The organism is Paenibacillus sp. sgz302115 (genome assembly GCF_056120445.1).
This window is the reverse complement of record NZ_JBVYOK010000019.1, coordinates 81,517-100,103: the sequence shown is the minus strand read 5'-3', so window position 1 is coordinate 100,103 and position 18,587 is coordinate 81,517. Positions and strand designations below refer to the sequence as shown.

Below are 18,587 nucleotides of genomic sequence, written 5' to 3'. Positions count from 1 at the left end.
TTCATGGATTCAGTGACAAGCGTGCTTGGCAGACCGGGCAGCTACCCGATCTCGGCTGTCATCATTGCTCAGGATGACGAAGTTCGAATATCCAAAGCAATTCAGTCCTGCCGACTATTCGCCGACGAGGTGGTTGTAATCGACGGAGGGAGCAAAGACGGGACGGTGCAGCTCGCCGAAAGCTTGGACTGCCGGGTGTACGTCAACCCCTGGCCCGGATATGCGAAGCAAAGAGAATTCGGAGTGGAACGCGCCGTCCATGATTGGGTCTTTCTGATTGATACCGATGAAGTTGTCAGCGATGAGCTGGCGAAGGACATTCTTGAACGCAAGCCGGGTCTGACAGACAGCGCTGTAGCTTACTCGCTGTACCGGATCGGTGATTTTCTGGGCAGATGGCTCGATAAGGGTGAATATCTGGTGCGCCTCTATAACCGCAAGCAGTATGGCATCCGCAACAGCCTGGTGCATGAAATGCCTGAGGTGGAGGAGGAGAAGACGGTTCGTCTGAACGGAATCCTCTGGCATCAGGGCTTCCGTAGCATCAACGACCATGTGGCCCGCTTCAACAAATACACCGATCTGGAAGCGCAAAGCGCTTATGCCAGCGGTAAGCCTTTTAAGATCAGCCGTTTGCTGATCCGCCCGCCGGCGCGTTTCCTGCAGAAATATTTTTTGCACGGCCTGTTCAAGAAAGGCATTTCAGGTTTTGCGGTATCAGTATTCTGGGTGATGTACGAATTCATGGTTGGCTTCAAGCTTTACGAATTGAACAGCTCCGGCAAGCTGGCCCGGCATAACGCACTGGGCCAAGCCGAGAAGGAGAAGAAAGGGGAGCGAAGCTATGCCGTACAATGATGGATTGAACATTATGACGACCGGCCTTAGCTGGCCTTCGTTACAGCCGGGCGGGCTTAACACCTATTTTAAATCTGTGTGTGAGCAGCTTTCCTCCCGCAACCGGGTGCATGCACTGATCTGCAGTCAGGAGACGCCTTCTACTCCAAAGGAACTGATCATTCATAACGCCGGCGATCCGAAGCAGACGATCTGGAAGCGCAGGGATGCTTTTCAGCGCAAGGCGGCGGATCTCATGGGAAATGGCAGCGGACGGATTGATATCCTCTATTCCCACTTTGCCCCTTACGGCGTCGGACCGGCGATAGAAGCCAAGAAACGCGGAATTCCGGTAATTACGACCTTTCATGGACCCTGGAATGAAGAGATGAAGATCGAAGGTCAGGGCATCAAGCACCGCGTCAAGACGGCGATTGCGAAGTCCATTGAACATAAAGCCTACAAGCTTGCAGACAAATTCATCGTGCTCAGCGAATACTTCCGCGATATGCTGCACAGCCTGCATGGAGTTCCGCTGCACAAGATTATTGTAATCCCGGGGGCAGCCAATGTGGACCGGTTCGTGCCTGCCGCAAACCGGCTGGCAGTCCGGCGGATCCTCAATTTGCCTGAAGGGGCAACGACAGTGCTGACAGTCCGGCGCCTGATGAACCGGATGGGGCTGCTGCAGCTGCTGGAGGCTTGGAAGCAAGTATCCGAGCGTTTCCCGAATGCGATTCTGCTGATCGGGGGCAAAGGTCCGCTGCGCGGAGAGCTGGAAGAGAAAATTGCCGATTACGGCCTCGGCAACAAGGTAAGGCTGCTCGGTTATATTCCCGATCATGAGCTGGCCTCCTATTATCAGGCGGCGGATATGTTCGTGGTTCCGTCCCAGGCACTGGAAGGCTTCGGACTGATCACCGTTGAGGCACTCGCCTCCGGACTTCCGGTAATGGCTACTCCGGTCGGCGGCAATAAAGAAATTCTCCAGGGCTTCCGGCCGGAGCTGCTGTTCAAGGGCTCATCCAGCGATGATATGGCGGAAGGCATGATCCACATGCTGAGCAACCGCAAGCTGCTGCCGGGCCGGGATGAGTGCAGAAACCATGTGCTTGAGAAATACACCTGGCAGCATGTGGGGGAACAGGTGGAATCCGTATTCCTTGAAACTCTTGGAAAGGGTGTGGCCTCAGGATGCTAAAAGTTGCTTATATTGATCACACCGCCAAATGGAGCGGCGGAGAAGTAGCCCTGTTCAACATTCTTACCAATATTGGTGAACAGATTAAGCCGCTCGTGATCCTCGCCGAGGAAGGAGCACTTGCCGACCGCCTGCGGGAGAAAGGCATTGATGTCCGCATTATTCCGCTAGATGAGAGCATCCGCAGCCGCGGACGGAATACCGTCAATCTTGGCGCTCCGGCCGCCGCGCTGGGGCTGCTGGCTTACGGGCGCAAGCTGGCTCCGCTGCTCAAGGAGGAGAAGGTGGACTGCGTACACACCAACTCCCTGAAGTCGGCATTTTATGGAGCTGTTGCCGCCAAGAAGGCCGGCGTGCCGCTGATCTGGCATATCCGGGATCACATCGGTGCCCCGTACCTTAAGCCGGTTGTCGCCAAGGCGATCCGGCTGCTGTCACGCCTGCTCCCGAACGGCGTCATCGCGAATTCCCATTCTACCCTGAAGGCGCTGGAGCTGCCCCGCACGAAGAAGACGCTGGTTGTCTACTCTGCTTTTGCCAAAGCCATCGGTGAAGGCATCGTAAAGCGGGACCAGAAGGATTTCAACGTCCTGCTGGTGGGCCGGCTTGCACACTGGAAAGGCCAGCATGTCGTGCTGGAAGCCGCCAAAGCTTTTAAGAACGACAGCCGGGTGAAGTTCTGGCTGGCCGGAGATGCCCTGTTCGGGGAAGAGGAATACAAAAACCAATTAATTCAGCAGATGCGGCAGGATGATCTGAGTAATGTCAGCCTGCTGGGTCATGTGGATGATATACAAGGACTCATGAGCAAAGCGGACTTGCTGATTCACACGTCGATTACCCCTGAGCCGTTCGGCCAGGTCATCGTCGAAGGCATGGCGGCCGGACTTCCGGTGATCGCCTCCAATGAAGGCGGGCCGGTAGAGATTGTGGTTCCCGGAGAAACGGGGCTGCTTATCCAGCCTGGAGGCGCTGCCATACTTGCAGAATCCATCACTTGGATGCTGAACCATCCCGAAGAGCGCAGACGGATGGCGGACAGTGGAATGAAACGGGTGAAAGAGCATTTTGTCATTGAGAATACAGTCAAGGACATCGTCGACTACTACAAAGGCCTGCTGGCGGCGACCTGAGACTCCTCTGGGACATTAGCTTAAGGCTCGATCAGGAACCGAGGCATCCATGCTTTACTGCTTGATGATCTGCTCCATAAAACTTTGAGGATGATTCACATGAAAATTGCGATAGCGCACGATTATTTAATCCAGATGGGTGGGGCGGAAAGGGTAGTAGAGGTATTCCACCACATGTACCCGGAAGCTCCGATCTTCACGACGGTTTTTAACGGAAGCGGCCTGACTGAGAACCTCAAAGATGCGGATATCCGGGCCTCCTGGCTGCAAAAAATTCCGGGAGTGAAGACCAACTTTAAAGGGGTGCTGCCGCTTTATCCCATGGCCATCCGTGATTTGGACTTTCGCGGGTACGATATCGTCCTGAGCTCCAGCAGTGCTTTTATGAAAAGCATACAGGTGCCCGAATCTACATTTCATCTGTGCTACTGTCATACGCCAATGCGGTTCGCCTGGGATTATGACACGTACATGGAGCGGCAATCGAATTCCGGGCTGTTCAAAAGGCTGCTCAAGGTCTACATGCAGCGGCTCAAGACCTGGGACCAGCGGACTTCCAAAAATGTTAACCAGTTCGTCGCGAACTCCTCCGTCGTGAAGACGCGGATTCAGAACTATTACCACCGGGATGCGGATGTGATTTTCCCGCCGATCAATACGGCCCGCTTCAGCAGTTCACCCTCCATCGGTGACTACTACCTGATCGTATCCCGGCTAGTCTCCTACAAGCGGATTGACCTGGCAGTGGAGGCCTTCAACAGGAACGGACTGAAGCTGTACATCGTCGGTGACGGGCCGGACCGCAAGCGTCTGGAGGGCATGGCCAAAGACAATGTATCGTTTCTGGGCCGGCTGGGGGATGCGGAGGTTACAGGGCTGATGTCGCAGTGCCGGGCGTTTATTTTTCCGGGAGAAGAGGACTTCGGCATCACGCCGCTGGAGGCGAATGCCGCTGGAAGACCGGTTATCGCTTATCAGGCCGGAGGGGCGCTGGATACCATCGTACCTTACGTCAACGGCGTATTTTTCCAGCGTCAGGAAGTTGATGATTTGCTGCAAGCCATAAATGAAGTGGAGTCCTATGCGTGGGACATTGGGCAGATTATGGAACATGCGCGTAAATTCGATGAACAGGCGTTTATGGTTCAGTTCAAGCAGTACGTGGAACAGGCCTACGTCAATTTTCTAAAGGGAGAATGATTGTATGAAGCTGACAGTAATCGGTACCGGCTATGTCGGTCTTGTATCTGGCGTATGTTTTACACTGAATGGGAATCATGTGATTTGCGTGGATAAGGATGAGGAGAAGATCAGCAAGCTGAAACGGATGGAATCTCCCATCTATGAGCCGGGAATTGAAGCGCTGATTGAAATGAACCTGCGCGAAGGAAGGCTGAGCTTCTCCTCCGATCTTCAGGAATCGGTCCGAAACTCCGATATCGTCATCCTGGCGGTAGGCACGCCTTCTCTTCCGAGCGGTGAAGCAAATTTAAGCTATATCGAAGGTGCAGCGATAGAAATCGCGCAAGCGATGGAAGGCTACAAAATCATCATGACCAAGTCGACGGTTCCCGTTGGCACCAATGAGAAAATCCGCAGCATTATCGCTTCCCACACGAACCATCCCTTCGATATCGTCTCCGCTCCGGAATTCCTCCGCGAGGGCTCGGCCATCCGCGATACACTTCATCCCGACCGGATTGTCATCGGACTGGATAATCCGCAGCTTGAGCCAACCATGCGCCAGCTTCACCAGGGCTTCACGGAAAATGTGTTCGTAACGGATATCCGCAGTGCGGAAATGATCAAATATGCTTCCAACGCCTTTCTGGCGACGAAGATTTCCTTCATTAATGAGATTGCCAACATTTGCGAAAAAGTGGGAGCCGATGTAACCAAGGTAGCGGAAGGCATGGGAATGGACCGCAGAATCGGCTCATCCTTCCTGCAGGCCGGCATCGGTTATGGAGGCTCCTGTTTCCCGAAGGACACCAATGCGCTGATCCAGATCGCCGGCAACGTGGATTACGAGTTCAAGCTGCTGAAATCGGTAGTCGAGGTGAACAAAGACCAGCGCTTCATGATTATCTCGAAGCTGCATGAATCCCTTGGCAGCCTGCGGGGGGGGGTTATCGGCATCTGGGGGCTGGCCTTCAAGCCGAATACCGATGATGTCCGCGAGGCTCCGGCCCGCGAAATCATTGAGGTGCTGGTGGGCGAAGGCGCTACGGTGAAGCTGTATGATCCGATTGCTGCTGATAACTTCAGACAGCAATACGATCATCCGCAGCTCCGCTGGTGCGGGCTTCCCGAAGAAGCAGCCGAAGGCAGCGATGCCGTCTGCCTGCTGACCGACTGGAGCATGTTCAAGGAAATTGATCTGCACCGCCTCGCGGAGAGCATGCGCCGCCAGGTGCTGATCGACGGCCGCAACGTCTACTCCAAGGAGCAGATCGAAGGCACGGGCCTTGAGTACCACTCCGTCGGCCGTCCGCAAATGGGAGGCCTGAGCGGCTACTCCCCCAGCGTAGCCGGCGCGGTCTAAGCGCTCATCTCTTTGACGCTCTTGCCCCTAGCTGCCGCCCAACAAGCGGCAATGCTCGAATCTTTAGCAGGGAGCTTCGCCTGCGGGTGAAGTGAGCTAAGGTTTGATGCAAACAGGGCGCTTAGTACAACAAGCGTTCTTAACAGCTTCGGAAGCATACGCTGTCTGCGGCTTTCTACCGCTATCAGCGGCCGAAAGCCCAAACCTGCCGCCAAGCAAGCGGCAATGCCCGGATCTTTAGAAGTGAGCTTCGCCTCCGGGTGAAGCGAGCAAATAGGCTGTTAAGGGAAGGAACGGAGAGGAATTTTGGAACTGTAGGAGCGTAGCGTCCGCCGTTGTCTCCGGATTTCTACCGCTATCAGCGGTTTAAATCAGGAAATCTGGAGACAACAGCCGGCCGAAAGTCCAAACATTCCTTGCAGTGACTCCCGCAACAGCCCGGTTTTAAGCTTCTTCACACATCGAAGCCCACAATAACAATCCAATATTTTCGCGACAACATATAAATGGGAGGGTTCACTAATGAAACTGGTACTTCTATCAGGCGGTTCTGGTAAACGGCTCTGGCCTTTGTCCAACGATTCACGTTCGAAGCAATTTCTGAAGGTACTGGAAAGCCCGGCCGGTGAACCGGAATCTATGGTACAGCGTGTATGGAGACAACTGCAGGAGACAGGAATGGCGGAATCCTCCTACCTGGCTACCGGCCGCAGCCAGGTGGAGATGATTCAGAGCCAGCTCGGCGCAGAGGTACCAATCATTGTGGAGCCTGAACGCCGCGACACCTTTCCGGCCATCGCCCTGACGGCTGCCTATCTGTATTCGATGAGCGGGGTGTCTCCAAGTGAGACCGTGGCTATTCTTCCGGTTGATCCGTATGTGGAGACTTCATTTTTTGACACGGTAATCCAGCTTGAGGCAACCATGCAGGAGAGCGGCGCGAATCTAGCGCTGATGGGCGTTGTTCCTGAGCTTGCTTCGGAGAAATACGGTTACATCATTCCTACCGGCGATCAGGCGGGGGCAAGCGGCTATATGCAGGTAAGCCACTTCCAGGAGAAGCCGGACCGTGTCCTGGCCGAGGAGCTGATCAGCCGCGGCGCACTGTGGAACTGCGGCGTATTCGCTTTCCGGCTTGGATATCTGCTTGATATTCTGCAGCGGAAAGGGTTGCCTCTGAACTATGAGGAGCTGCAGAAGCAGTATAAATTGCTGTCCTCCATCAGCTTTGACTACGAAGTGGTAGAGAAGGAAGAGAATATTGTCGTACAGCCCTACGCCGGATTCTGGAAGGACCTGGGCACGTGGAATACGCTGACCGAAGAAATGAGCAGCAACCATGTGGGCAAAGGTTTTGTGACCGCCGATTCCGAAGGAACCAGCCTGATCAACGAGCTTGATATTCCAATTACTGTAATTGGAGCCAAGGACCTGATTGTCGCTGCCAGCCCGGATGGCATCCTGGTAACCCATAAAGCGGAAAGCCCGCGCATCAAGGAAGTGCTGAAGTCTTTTGAACAAAGACCGATGTACGAGGAACGCCGCTGGGGCCACTACAAGGTTATTGATTACGTGAAATATGATGAGGGCAATGAGGTGCTGACCAAGCGGATTTTCATATCCAAGGGTAAAAATATCAGCTATCAGCTCCACCACAAGCGCAGTGAAATCTGGACCATCGTCAGCGGTGAGGCGAGCATTGTGCTGAATGAGCAGAAGCATAATGTGAAAGCAGGGGACGTAGTCCGCATACCGGAAGGCACCAAACATGCGATTCTGGCTCTGACGGATGTGGAGTTTATTGAAGTCCAGACCGGCTCGGAGCTGGTGGAGGAGGACAATATTCGCATTACTCTGGACTGGGAGGATATCGCCCTGCATCAGTTCATTTCATAGGCGAATTAATCTATTTACCCAATTGTTACAAATCCAAAACAGGTATTAAGAACCATTTATTAAGAAAATTTCATTTTTACTCTAAACTATAAAATGCTAGAGACGATACTTACGGTAAGAGGGATTATTCCTTCAAAACGAAAAAGGCAAACCTATCGAAAGGTAGGGACGCAAAGCTATAGGGCCTTCGAAAGAGTGGCAGCCTGGCTACCGAAAGGAAGAAGAATGATGACAACTTACCGTAATTTTCGTTTTTTGAGTGCTGTTTTGTCCATTGCCCTGTTTATGACTGCATTAGGGATTGCGCCTGTATCCGCGAAGGCTGCCGCAAGTCCTTCAGCTCCGGTCAATCCCGACGCCTCCCCGGGGGCGGTCAAGCTGCTTAGCGATCTCTATTCCATTACAGGAAAAGGCATCATCACCGGACAGCATGACTACCTGGAGAGTCCCGATGAATTCAGCAACAAGCTTAAGGGAACAAGCGGACAATTTGCTGCCCTTCACGGCTATGAGCTGGGCGTGATCAGCGGCCAATCGGAGAGCACTGCAGCCACGCAGCGCCGGAATGTAGTGAACAGCGCGATCAACTGGTATAAAAATGGCGGAATCGTCGCTATGACCTTCCATGAGCAATTGCCCGGCACTTCATATCAATGGGCTAACGTCCAGAAGACTTTGAGCCAAGCGGACTTCGATAAGTATGTAACACCGGGAACCACTCAATACAACAGCCTGATCGCCGATCTGGACAAAGTAGCGGTCTCGCTCAAAAGCTTGCGGGATGCAGGTGTTCCAGTACTCTGGAGACCTTATCATGAAATGAACGGCAACTGGTTCTGGTGGGGTAAGAAAAATAACTTCCCCAAACTATGGAATATTATGTATGACCGCTTTGTAGGCGTTCATAAATTAAACAACCTGCTGTGGGTATGGAACCCGAATGCCCCGAATGCCTGGTCCGACCCTTATGCCCTGACTTATCCGGGCGCTGACAAGGTAGATGTTCTTGCGGCAGACATATATGATAATGATTATATGAATATTTATCATGACAGCCTGCTGAGCCTTGCTAACGGCAAACCTATTGCTATCGGTGAAAATGGTCAAATGCCAAGCACGGCAAAGCTGCAGCTATCCCAGAAAAACTGGGTATACATGATGAGCTGGGGCAAAATGCTCTACGAGAACAACAGTACCGATACTATTAAAAGCTTCATGAATGACAAATATACATTGACCCGTGACAAATACAAAGCGGGACTGACACTGACGCCAGCACCGACAGCAACACCGACGCCGACACCAACACCGACGCCGACACCAACACCGACGCCGACACCAACACCGACGCCGACACCAACACTAACACCGAAGCCAACGGCAACACCAACGGCAACACCAACGCCAGCACCTACTGTAAAGCCGACGCCAACGCCGTACAGCGATGATGCGGCACAAGCGCCAGCGCCAGTCTTGAATGGTCTTCAGGGTGAGTACTTCAAGAACATGACACTTTCAGGTACGCCTGTCCTGGTACGCAACGATGCGGCGGTCAACTTTAACTGGCGTCAGGCTGCACCTGACCCGGCGCTCGGTGTGGATGCCTTCTCCATCCGCTGGACCGGCAAGATCAAGCCTTCTTACAGTGAGACTTATCAATTCTATACCACCTCGGATGATGGTATCCGCGTCTATATTGACGGCACACCCGTAATCGACAGTTGGATGAAGCAGAGCGGAACCGAACGGACCGGAAGCATCGCCTTAAAGGCGGGTCAACTATACGATATCAAGGTTGAATATTACGAGAACGCGGGCGATGCCAATATCCGCCTGATGTGGCAAAGCCCAAGCCAGGCGAAGGTAACGGTTCCGGCCAGTGCCTTGTTTGTAAATACGCCGGCTGCCAGTGAAAGCACATCTTCATCGGAGATGGGTGCGGAGGCACCGGCAGCACCAGTACCGGCAACGACAGCAGTACCAACACCAGTATCGACACCAACGGTAATATCAACACCAGTACCAACAGCAACACCAACACCAGTACCGACGGCAACAGCAACACCAGTATCGACACCAACAGCAGCGCCAGCACCAACTACAGTACCGGTTCCGACAGCAGCGCCAACGCCGCCCGTCCTCAGTGCGCCAGCTCCGGCTGCGAACGGACTGCAGGCGGAATACTTCAATAATATGCAGCTGTCGGGTACTCCGGCATTGGTGCGCAACGATGCGGTGCTTGATTTCAACTGGCGTCTGGGCTCGCCGGACGCTGCAATCAGCAATGATTTCTTCTCTGTCCGCTGGAGCGGGAAGATTAAGCCGCTGTACAGTGAGACTTATTCTTTTTACACGACAACAGATGATGGTGTACGCGTTTGGGTCAATGGAACCCTTGTGATTGACAGTTGGACGAAGCAGAGCGGAACCGAACGTACAGGAAGCATAAGCCTGCAAGCCGGGCAGCTGTATGAACTCAAAGTGGAGTATTACGAGAATCAAGGGGATGCAAAAGCACGGCTGATGTGGGAAAGTCCGAGTCAGATTAAAGGGACGGTCCCGGCGAACGCACTTTTTCTTCCTTCCGCTTCCTAAGTGAATTACTGCTTAATTCATCACCGAACGCCGATACTGGTTAAGTCGTTACAATATTAAATCCTATAAAGCCCACTCTTAGTGGCCCTGCTTACCAGCAGGGCTACTAAGCTATAGCCGGCATTTGCCGCAGGAAGTATCGCCTGCACCAGGAGAGCATTCATGGCAGATGCGGCTGGAGAAAGGAGATTACATTGAACACTTTTCGCAAGTACCGGTTATTTACGATTTTTATTGTTATCCTTAGTCTTTCTTTAGTGCCTTGGACAGAGGCCCGGAGTCTCCCTGTATCCGGGAATGAGCTAGTTTCCGCAGAGCCGAACGCGCCTGTTAATTCTGCTGCTTCCAAGGAAGCCGCAAGTCTTCTGGATTATCTCGCCAAGCTTAGCGGCAAGGGCATCGTTTCCGGCCAGCATGATTATCTGGAGAGTCCTGATGAGTATAGCAACGCGCTTAAAAATATCAGCGGGGAGTACGCGGTACTCCATGGCTATGAGCTTGGGGCAGTTAACAACCAGCCTGCGGGAACCATTGCCCGGCAGCGCCAGGCTGTTGTAGACAGTGCGATTAGATGGTATAAGGGCGGCGGCATCGTGGCGATGACCTTCCACCAGAGTCTGCCCGGAACCTCACCCGAGTGGGCCAATGTGCGTATGAACCTGAGCCAGGAGAAGTTTGATGCTTATGTTACGCCGGGAACCCCGCAGTACAAGAGTCTGATAGCTGAGCTTGATGAAGTTGCCTTCTACCTGGGGCAGTTGCGCGATGCCGGAGTTCCGGTTCTGTGGCGGCCTTATCATGAAATGAACGGGAACTGGTTCTGGTGGGGGCAGAAGGATAATTTTGCCGAGCTTTGGAATATAGCCTACGACCGTTTGGTGAACAAGCATAAGCTGAACAATCTGCTGTGGGTATGGAACCCGAATGCGCCCAATGAATGGTCAGATTCCTATGAACCCTACTATCCCGGGGCGGGTAAGGTTGACGTGCTGGCAGCGGATATTTATAACAATGATTTCAAGCAGTCTTATTATGAAAGCTTGCTTACGCTGGCGAACGGCAAACCCATCGGCATCGGCGAGAGCGGAGAGCTTCCAGACCCTGTTACATTGTCTCAAACCCAGAGCAAATGGGTATATATGATGACATGGGGGAAAATGCTGACCGAAAACAATAATCTGCAGACCATTAAAAGCTTCATGAGCAATACACGCACCGTGTCCAGAGCCGATTATATAGCGACCCAAGGTAAACCCGTCAGTACACCAATCAATACACCCCCGATCTTAAAAAACGGCTTAACCGGACAGTATTTCAACAACGCGGACCTGGCAGGGCCTGCGGTGCTGACCCGTAATGACAAGAAGATTGATTTCAATTGGCACGGAGACTCTCCGGCGGCAGGCATCGGCAAAGATTCCTTCTCTGTTCGCTGGACGGGCAAAATCAAGCCGGTCTACAGTGAAAAGTATACCTTCATTGCATCTTCGGATGACGGTGTCCGCGTATGGATCGGCGGCAAGCTGATCATCGACAGTTGGAGAAAGCAAAGCGGCATCAGCCGTGAGGGAGACATCCTGCTTGCAGCAGGAACCTCGTATGATATTAAGGTTGAGTATTACGAGAACCGTGGTGATGCAAACATCCGCCTAATGTGGAAGAGTCCGAGCCAGAAGCTGACGGTCATTCCCCAGAACGCACTAACCTTTCCATGAACAATCGAAGCAGCAGTGAGGCCTAACAGAGCCAGAGAACAGACACCCCGGAAGAAAGTGAGGACATGGGAATGACGACTAGGACAAAACCAAACATCCGAAAGCCTCTTCGGCTAGTACTTAGATTTGCAGCACTCACCATCTTGCTTCTGTTGTCCGTCTCATTCTTCGGAGATGACGGGATGAAACAGGGCGAAGTGGAGGTAGACATGTCCAAATTGTCTGCAGCGGGTGATACTGGGCCTGAGCTGCCGAAGGGAACAATATTATGGCAGCTCGGACAGCATGACGGCTCAGACGCGGAATTTACGGACGCCGGCTCTTCGGGAGCGAAGGAGGTTATCAATGTCGCTTCTTCCACGCTGAAGGCGGCAACGCTTCAGAGCATCCCTTCGGGGCTAAGAGGCGATACGAATCCTGAACTTAGGATTACGTACAAGCTGGATAAGCTTCCGGCGAACGGAGTCTTATTTCGCGTAAGCATCCTGGATGCCTACAAATCCGTTCCGCAGATGAGCGTATTTTCGAACCGGCAGCTGTCAGGCATTATTCAAATCGCCGGTGTCTCCGGGACGGACAGCAAGTACAAATTCCGCAAAACCTATGAGCTGTACATTCCGAAGGAGCAGCTACTGGTCGGTACCAATGAGCTGAAGCTGCAGACCGCCCGGGGCATCTATTCTTCCGATATGGAGGATAAATACAATTGGTGGACCTGGGATGACCTTAGCCTGGAAGAGCTGCAGAGTCCGATCAAAGAGCCTATTCACGGCAGCTATGTGCTGACCGGAACTATGGTGAACAATAAGCAGTTTTATTTTGACGAAGGTGCGGTTACGCATTTGCCTTATATCATGAAATGGCTCGGTGTAGCCTACAGCGGCAATATTATGCGCACAAGCTGCGCGAGTGATGTCGGACGCTCCTGCTCTAACATGGGGGATTATTACAAGGTGCTGAAGGATTACAATATGCAGGCGGTGGCCTTGTATTTGTATACCGGTGACATCAAGCTGAAGGAGGACGGCTCGCTGCCGGATGTTGCGGAGAAGAAGCTGACCGATTACTTCGAGCAGTACAGCCCGTACTTCCAATATTACGAGGTGGACAACGAGCCGGGCCTGTTCAACCGTTCCAAGGCGGTGAATCTGGCAATCGCCGACTGGCTGAACACCAAGGGCAAGTCCATCGCCCCCCACCTGAAGACCGTAGCCCCGGGCTGGGCTTATTGGCCGGATTACAGCAAGGATTCCTGCGGCAATCAGACGGGCACCGTGCGCCAGTGCGGCGACCCCGACGGCTGGGAACGCGATCCCAAGCAGCGGGATGAGCTGGAGGAAGTAACCGATTTGACCAACGGGCATTCCTACGGTGATTCTTATATCTTCAGTAACGGAGGCAGCTTTACGGAGAATCTGAGAACCTTCGGCGGGGCTGCAGACGGACTTGGCAAAAAAATGCTGACCACCGAATTCGGAACCTCCGACTCGCATGTGGATGCCTACCAATACGGCGCTTCTGAGCGCACGGCGGCGGTGTTCGACCGGATTATGCGCGCTCACATCGGCTATGTGGATATGTTCGTGCAGCATGCCGCTTTTTTCAAAAATTTCAGCCTGTTCAAATACGGATTCAATCTGGAAGAGCATGATCCGGCGAAAACAGAGATCTATTACACCAAACAAGGCGAGGATTCGCGCGTCAGCATTATGAGACGGCTGGATCTGGCCTATGCCACACACGGCGCGCCGCTAACGTATCAAATTACCAATAAGGATGCTCTGGCAGACAAGCTGGTCTACGTCCGTGCGGTAGATACCTCTACACTTAAACCATTGGCAGGAAGCGGGGCAACCTCGAACAAGGTGCTGGTTAATTTCGTCAACTTCGAGAAAACACCACAAACCGTCAGTGTAAAGGTCAATATGCCGGAAAAAACAGTGTATGAGGGTGAGCGTTTCGGCAGCGGCGATACGTACGAAGCGGCCCGCAGCTATATTACAGGGAAAAATGCCACGCCTGCACTTGAATTCACAGAAACCTTGGCACCCGGTGAGGCGGTACAATATATTCTGCAGCCTTCCTCGGAGGTGGCGGATATAGCGCCAAAAGGCCTCACAGCCGCCGCAGTCAAAGGTTTAGCCGTTAAGCTGGGCTGGCTGGAGGCTCCGGGAGCAAGCTATGAAGTGCTTCGTGCCGATGGCCCGGGCGGCAGCCTGAAGGTTGTCGCAACAGGTGTACGGGGGACCGAGTACATCGACCGGAATTTGCAGGAAGGCACACTGTATACTTATGCGGTTAGAGTGTCAGGCTCTGGCGTAATGTCAGAGAAGACACAGATTACAGCCACCGGACTTGTTCCGCTGGACCGTGCGGAATGGAAGGTATCGTCCAATGTGAATACGGAAGCCTCCAATCCTCTGAGTGCCATTGACGGAGACCGGCGCACGCGTTGGGATACCGGCAAACATCAGGCCTCAGGTGAATACTTCCAAATTGACTTAGGAAAAGAGTACTCCGTTGAAGCTGTCGAGCTGAACAATACCTTATCCGCCTATGATTATCCTCGGGGATATGAGCTGTCTGTTTCGAATGATGCAAGCAACTGGAAGCAGGTTGTTTCCGGCAAAGGAAAGCTGGAAATGACCCGGATTGAATTCCCGCCGGTCAAAACACGGTATATCAGAATTATGCAGACCGGCGCAGGAGGCAACTACTGGTCCATTCATGAACTGCAAGTGTATTCAAGAGATTAGAGATTGTCAGAAAAACCTCAGCGGGTGTATAGAGCCGCTGAGGTTTTTGCTGTTGCAAAACCCGTGAAAATGTGTTAAATTAAATATAGATTTAGAACGAGTCTAAATATAAAAATTTAAATATAATCTATAGGAGGTTTTTTGAATGAGTACACAAGTAAAGAACCAGACTGATTTGCACGCTGCTTTGAACCGCCAGACCGCAAACTGGACCCTGCTGGGAGTGAAGCTGCATCACTATCACTGGTATGTGAGCGGAACACAATTCTTCACACTGCATGCCAAATTTGAAGAGCTGTATAACGAAGCTGCTGCTTATGTGGATGATCTGGCTGAACGCCTGCTCGCAATCGGCGGACAACCAGCCTCGACTATGAAGCAATATTTGGCCCTCTCAAGCCTTCAGGAAGCCACCGGAGGCGAAACAGCCCGGGAGATGGTTGCAGAGCTGGTTAAGGATTTTGCTGTTGTGGTCGAAGAACTGAAAGCTACAATTACAGCCGCGGAAGAACTGAGTGATCAGCCTACTGCCGACCTGCTTATTGGAATCAGAACCAGTGTAGAGAAGCATTCCTGGATGCTGAATGCTTATCTGGCTTAATGCAGAGTGCGCTGCACGCTTAATTATTGCTATAGTTTCACTTAAAGAGAGCGCCACGCGGGGAGTCCGCGGGCGCTCTTTTTCCATACCTTGATCACAGCTACTTAATAAATATCCCGCCGAACGGGATAACCTCGCGCAGGAACCGCTTGATAATGCCGTCGTCATTGTTGTCGCGCTCGAAGCGCCGGTTCTGGCGGCCAGCCTGGAACATTACGGGACCGTGACCAGTCATTTTCCAATGATAGCTCATATGCTGGCTGGCCAAATGGTTGCCGTAGACGGTGAGCTCAAGCTTGGCATTTTCGGGATAGGCAATAATGCTGCCGGCATCCACATAGAGCGGATCGAAGGGATGAAGCTCGGCTTCGCATACCGTTCCTTCGGTCAGAATGCCAATGCTGCCTGGCCCGGAGAATTTGACCTTAATGATGTCACGCGTTACCAGCATGTTCTTCATGCTGAGCACTCTGGTCTGCATTGTAATTCCTTTGCTGTAGAAGAAAAGATGTCTGAAATCATAGAGCAGATCGCTTTTTCCGTCGAGATGCAGTGTCTTGACCCGGTAGCCGGGAGGCAGCGCGGCGACGAAGCGGCAGGGGCCTGTCATGTCCGAGCGGATCAGCTTGCGCTTGCGGTACATGCCTTTGACATCCATCAGCCGGTCCGCCCGGCCTGAGGAAGGCCCCTGATAGGCGATAATTTGCTGCGGGTGCAGCACATGAATTTCTTCATTCTCTTCAACGGTGAACGCAATGGCCTGTCCGCTACCGCTGTCCCCTTCATCCTGAATATCAACGTTCATAGTTCACTCCCCCTAACGTACATACTTAATGCAGACGGTCGCCCCTTCTGGAACGGTGGCGCATCCCGAAGCGCAGCAGCCGGATCAGCAGGAAGTAACCTAATATTAGGGCAAGCCCGGTAATTACGGTAATTTTGATGCGATTATAATATTTCTCCCGCGCCGTCCGGTCATTCTTCAGTTCATCGACCACCTGGCTGAGCTGGCGGTTCTGCTCCTGCAGCGCCGCATTCTGAGCCTGGTAATTCTGCATCTGCTGCAATGTCTGCCCCAGCTCTTCCTTAGTCTGCTGAAGCTCTTCCGTTGTTTTCTGGTAGCTCTCCTGCAGCTTGGTGACTTCACCGGGCAGCTCCGAGAAATTTTGCAATCCATTATATATATCATTGAGATAGTTAGCCTTTGCCGCAGGGGCGGGAAGAATCGCGGACAACCCAAGGAGCAGCAGAGCCGAAGCGATCAGCTTCACGCAGGTGCGTTTTACTTTTTGTTTCATTATCATTTTTTGCTTCATTTATATCACCACCAGGTATAGGCTAGTTTTCCTTCTTATTTTAGCATAGCACACCAGCTATTAGGACGGCCAACGACACACTACATTGTCGCAATTTGGCGAATTGCAATATATTTTTCGGGAAGCAGCGTCAGCAGCTATAAACTAAGTGTAATACAGTACAAAACCCCTGAAGGTTTCTGTTTCTCTACTATTTCACTCTAAATTAACGTATACTTTGAACGGAAAGGGGCTGAATGCTATAAATAAATGGCTCTCAACACTGCTGTTTCTGGCGGGTTCCGCCTTATTGACCCGATTGATCCCGTTCTCTTCCTTGTTCCGTAATCTGGATACGATGTTCCACGAATTTGGCCATGCGCTGGTAACGCTGCTGCTCTCAGGAAGTGTGCTGCGCATTGAACTGTACGCCGATCATAGCGGAGTGACCTATTCGGCAATAGCCGCAGGAGGAAGAGCAATTCTGGTCTCGCTGGCAGGTTACCTGCTGGCTTCCTTATTCTCACTGCTGCTGTTCTATTTATATTCCAAAGGCCGGTATGCCTGGGGGCTAATGCTTGCTACCGGTGTAGCGCTGGTTATGCTGCTGCTGTATGTGCGGGGCGGCTTCGGGATGATTTGGCTCAGCGGCTTTATTGCCCTGAACATCGTTATGATGTTTGTCTGGCCCAAGGCGGGTAAGTATTATTACCTGTTTCTGGCCTTTTTGACCCTGGAGGAGTCGGTTATGGGGGCGCTTTTTCTAGTAAAGGCTGCAGCGTTTACGCCTTCCATGGCCGGAGATGCGGCAAATCTGGCGAGGCTCACACCGCTGCCGGCTATTGTATGGGCATTGCTGTTTCTCCTGTTTGCGCTGCTGTGCGCCAAGTGGGCGCTGGGATTTTTTTTCAAGGGAGAGCGGGGGCGACAACATACGACAAGTTATAAATAATGGAAAATTTTCGTCAATTTCAGACAAAATGCTACCTTTCATAAAGAGGCAATCTACGTTTTCAGTAGAGTGGCTCTTTTTTTGTCGATATTATAGGACCGAACATATATTCCATGACAAGGAGTTGTCCGCCAATATTGGTACATTAATAGAAGACCCAGAAAAAGAAAGAGGTGGAAATATGCAAGCAAGTATACAGCCAATGTTTACATGGAGTCAGGAACGGATTTTTGCAGGAGGAGCCCGAAATATAGTTCTACTTATCGAATGGAAGGGTGGCTCGCAAAGTGAGGAGAACCGCAAACGAAGACACAAAGTGGTGGCCCGCGAGATCGAGCTGAGAGTTTGGCTTGAGGGGCATGTGACGGTGACAGGGTGTTATGGCTGCATTGCGGAGGCCGGGGAAGGGCGGTCCATACTGCTTAAGCTTGGCAAAATAGTCTCCGGCGCCCGCAGATATGTCGCACTGGAGTTTACGATGGCGGCGAAGCCGGCGGGAATTCATGAAGCGCTCTGGCTGCAATGGCAATACAAACAGCCTCCGGTGGAACGCATCCGCGAGCTTCCTTTGAAAAAGCTTGGACTGGAATATACGCATCATACGGATGTGCTCTCTGCGGGTTGCTGCTTCTATGTAGAGAAGCATCTGGAGCTGCTGAAAATGCAAAAAATGCTGGAAGAAGCGGCGGAGCAGAGGACAGGAAGCCAGACTCAGACGGTCAGCGAGAAGCTGCGCCGGCAAGCAGATAAGCTGCTGCTGCTCGCCGCCCGGTCCGGAGATATGCAGCTTGTGAAAGAAGCAGAATCGGTGTATAAACAGCTTGATGCAGCGGGCCAGATGTGGTGGAGGACAACGGCTACAAGATAGAGGGCATAGAACACCAGCGCGTCTTTTGCGGTGCATACATAACTGTAATCTTTCACAGACAAACAATGAATTAGTTGTAGTTAGTGCAAATTATAAATGTGGTAATATAGTAAAATAGTTCTATTATATTTTTTTATCTCGGTTATTACATCCCTGGTTATAGATATATATAACTAATTTATTTAAAAATAAT

14 protein-coding genes and 1 riboswitch are annotated in these 18,587 nt (G+C 52.1%); of the genes, 12 read left to right on the top strand and 2 right to left on the bottom strand.

All coding sequences use genetic code 11. The features are described 5' to 3' along the window. The first annotated feature begins 3 nt into the window (after positions 1–3). From AC0LWN_RS26055 to AC0LWN_RS26010, 10 genes are all read left to right on the top strand, one after another. Positions 4–858 (top strand): glycosyltransferase family 2 protein, encoded by an 855-nt coding sequence (locus AC0LWN_RS26055; protein WP_474670541.1) that lies wholly within the window; start codon positions 4–6, stop codon positions 856–858. After that, a complete protein-coding gene (locus tag AC0LWN_RS26050; RefSeq protein WP_474670539.1) occupies positions 845–2,038 on the top strand; it encodes a glycosyltransferase family 4 protein in 1,194 nt (397 codons plus the stop codon). The genes AC0LWN_RS26055 and AC0LWN_RS26050 overlap by 14 nt, the downstream gene beginning before the upstream one ends. Then, entirely contained in the window at positions 2,032–3,171 is a 1,140-nt protein-coding gene (locus AC0LWN_RS26045) for a glycosyltransferase family 4 protein (protein WP_474670537.1), read from the top strand. Before AC0LWN_RS26050 ends, AC0LWN_RS26045 begins: the two co-directional genes overlap by 7 nt. Positions 3,172–3,270: 99 nt before the next feature. Further along, the gene (locus AC0LWN_RS26040) at positions 3,271–4,371 is read left to right on the top strand and encodes a glycosyltransferase (RefSeq protein WP_474670535.1); all 1,101 of its coding nucleotides are present in this window, start codon (positions 3,271–3,273) and stop codon (positions 4,369–4,371) included. A gap of 4 nt (positions 4,372–4,375) precedes the next feature. Continuing rightward, the gene (locus AC0LWN_RS26035) at positions 4,376–5,716 is read left to right on the top strand and encodes a UDP-glucose dehydrogenase family protein (RefSeq protein ID WP_474670533.1); all 1,341 of its coding nucleotides are present in this window, start codon (positions 4,376–4,378) and stop codon (positions 5,714–5,716) included. A gap of 522 nt (positions 5,717–6,238) precedes the next feature. Next, positions 6,239–7,612 carry a sugar phosphate nucleotidyltransferase gene (locus AC0LWN_RS26030; RefSeq protein ID WP_474670531.1) on the top strand — a complete coding sequence of 458 codons (1,374 nt, stop codon included), beginning with the start codon at positions 6,239–6,241 and terminating at the stop codon, positions 7,610–7,612. A 135-nt stretch (positions 7,613–7,747) separates the two neighbouring features. Next, positions 7,748–7,827: riboswitch (cyclic di-GMP riboswitch) on the top strand. Positions 7,828–7,840: 13 nt separating this feature from the next. Then, positions 7,841–10,207 (top strand): PA14 domain-containing protein, encoded by a 2,367-nt coding sequence (locus tag AC0LWN_RS26025; protein ID WP_474670529.1) that lies wholly within the window; start codon positions 7,841–7,843, stop codon positions 10,205–10,207. A gap of 194 nt (positions 10,208–10,401) precedes the next feature. Then, entirely contained in the window at positions 10,402–11,922 is a 1,521-nt protein-coding gene (locus tag AC0LWN_RS26020; protein ID WP_474670527.1) for a glycosyl hydrolase, read from the top strand. A gap of 182 nt (positions 11,923–12,104) precedes the next feature. Beyond that, the gene (locus tag AC0LWN_RS26015; RefSeq protein ID WP_474670525.1) at positions 12,105–14,678 is read left to right on the top strand and encodes a discoidin domain-containing protein; all 2,574 of its coding nucleotides are present in this window, start codon (positions 12,105–12,107) and stop codon (positions 14,676–14,678) included. A 145-nt stretch (positions 14,679–14,823) separates the two neighbouring features. Then, on the top strand, positions 14,824–15,279 hold the full coding sequence (locus tag AC0LWN_RS26010) for a Dps family protein (RefSeq protein ID WP_474670523.1): 456 nt from the start codon (positions 14,824–14,826) through the stop codon (positions 15,277–15,279). 100 nt (positions 15,280–15,379) lie between these two features. Here AC0LWN_RS26010 and AC0LWN_RS26005 read toward each other — a convergent pair whose 3' ends face one another. Both AC0LWN_RS26005 and AC0LWN_RS26000 read right to left on the bottom strand, forming a co-directional pair. Next, positions 15,380–16,084 carry an AIM24 family protein gene (locus AC0LWN_RS26005; protein WP_474670521.1) on the bottom strand — a complete coding sequence of 235 codons (705 nt, stop codon included), beginning with the start codon at positions 16,082–16,084 and terminating at the stop codon, positions 15,380–15,382. A 25-nt stretch (positions 16,085–16,109) separates the two neighbouring features. Beyond that, entirely contained in the window at positions 16,110–16,595 is a 486-nt protein-coding gene (locus AC0LWN_RS26000) for a hypothetical protein (RefSeq protein WP_458966149.1), read from the bottom strand. Positions 16,596–16,836: 241 nt separating this feature from the next. Between AC0LWN_RS26000 and AC0LWN_RS25995 the strand changes: the two genes are divergently transcribed. Then, positions 16,837–17,526, top strand: a complete 690-nt coding sequence (locus AC0LWN_RS25995; RefSeq protein ID WP_474670565.1) for a M50 family metallopeptidase — start codon at positions 16,837–16,839, stop codon at positions 17,524–17,526. 181 nt (positions 17,527–17,707) lie between these two features. Beyond that, positions 17,708–18,394, top strand: a complete 687-nt coding sequence (locus AC0LWN_RS25990; RefSeq protein ID WP_474670519.1) for a hypothetical protein — start codon at positions 17,708–17,710, stop codon at positions 18,392–18,394. Positions 18,395–18,587 lie beyond the last annotated feature (193 nt).

Coding starts and splice junctions, on each gene's coding strand:
- AC0LWN_RS26055 (WP_474670541.1), top strand. CDS start 4: ATGGATTCAGTGACAAGCGTGCTTGGCAGACCGGGCAGCTACCCGATC.
- AC0LWN_RS26050 (WP_474670539.1), top strand. CDS start 845: ATGCCGTACAATGATGGATTGAACATTATGACGACCGGCCTTAGCTGG.
- AC0LWN_RS26045 (WP_474670537.1), top strand. CDS start 2,032: ATGCTAAAAGTTGCTTATATTGATCACACCGCCAAATGGAGCGGCGGA.
- AC0LWN_RS26040 (WP_474670535.1), top strand. CDS start 3,271: ATGAAAATTGCGATAGCGCACGATTATTTAATCCAGATGGGTGGGGCG.
- AC0LWN_RS26035 (WP_474670533.1), top strand. CDS start 4,376: ATGAAGCTGACAGTAATCGGTACCGGCTATGTCGGTCTTGTATCTGGC.
- AC0LWN_RS26030 (WP_474670531.1), top strand. CDS start 6,239: ATGAAACTGGTACTTCTATCAGGCGGTTCTGGTAAACGGCTCTGGCCT.
- AC0LWN_RS26025 (WP_474670529.1), top strand. CDS start 7,841: ATGACAACTTACCGTAATTTTCGTTTTTTGAGTGCTGTTTTGTCCATT.
- AC0LWN_RS26015 (WP_474670525.1), top strand. CDS start 12,105: ATGAAACAGGGCGAAGTGGAGGTAGACATGTCCAAATTGTCTGCAGCG.
- AC0LWN_RS26010 (WP_474670523.1), top strand. CDS start 14,824: ATGAGTACACAAGTAAAGAACCAGACTGATTTGCACGCTGCTTTGAAC.
- AC0LWN_RS26005 (WP_474670521.1), bottom strand. CDS start 16,084: ATGAACGTTGATATTCAGGATGAAGGGGACAGCGGTAGCGGACAGGCC.
- AC0LWN_RS26000 (WP_458966149.1), bottom strand. CDS start 16,595: ATGAAGCAAAAAATGATAATGAAACAAAAAGTAAAACGCACCTGCGTG.
- AC0LWN_RS25990 (WP_474670519.1), top strand. CDS start 17,708: ATGCAAGCAAGTATACAGCCAATGTTTACATGGAGTCAGGAACGGATT.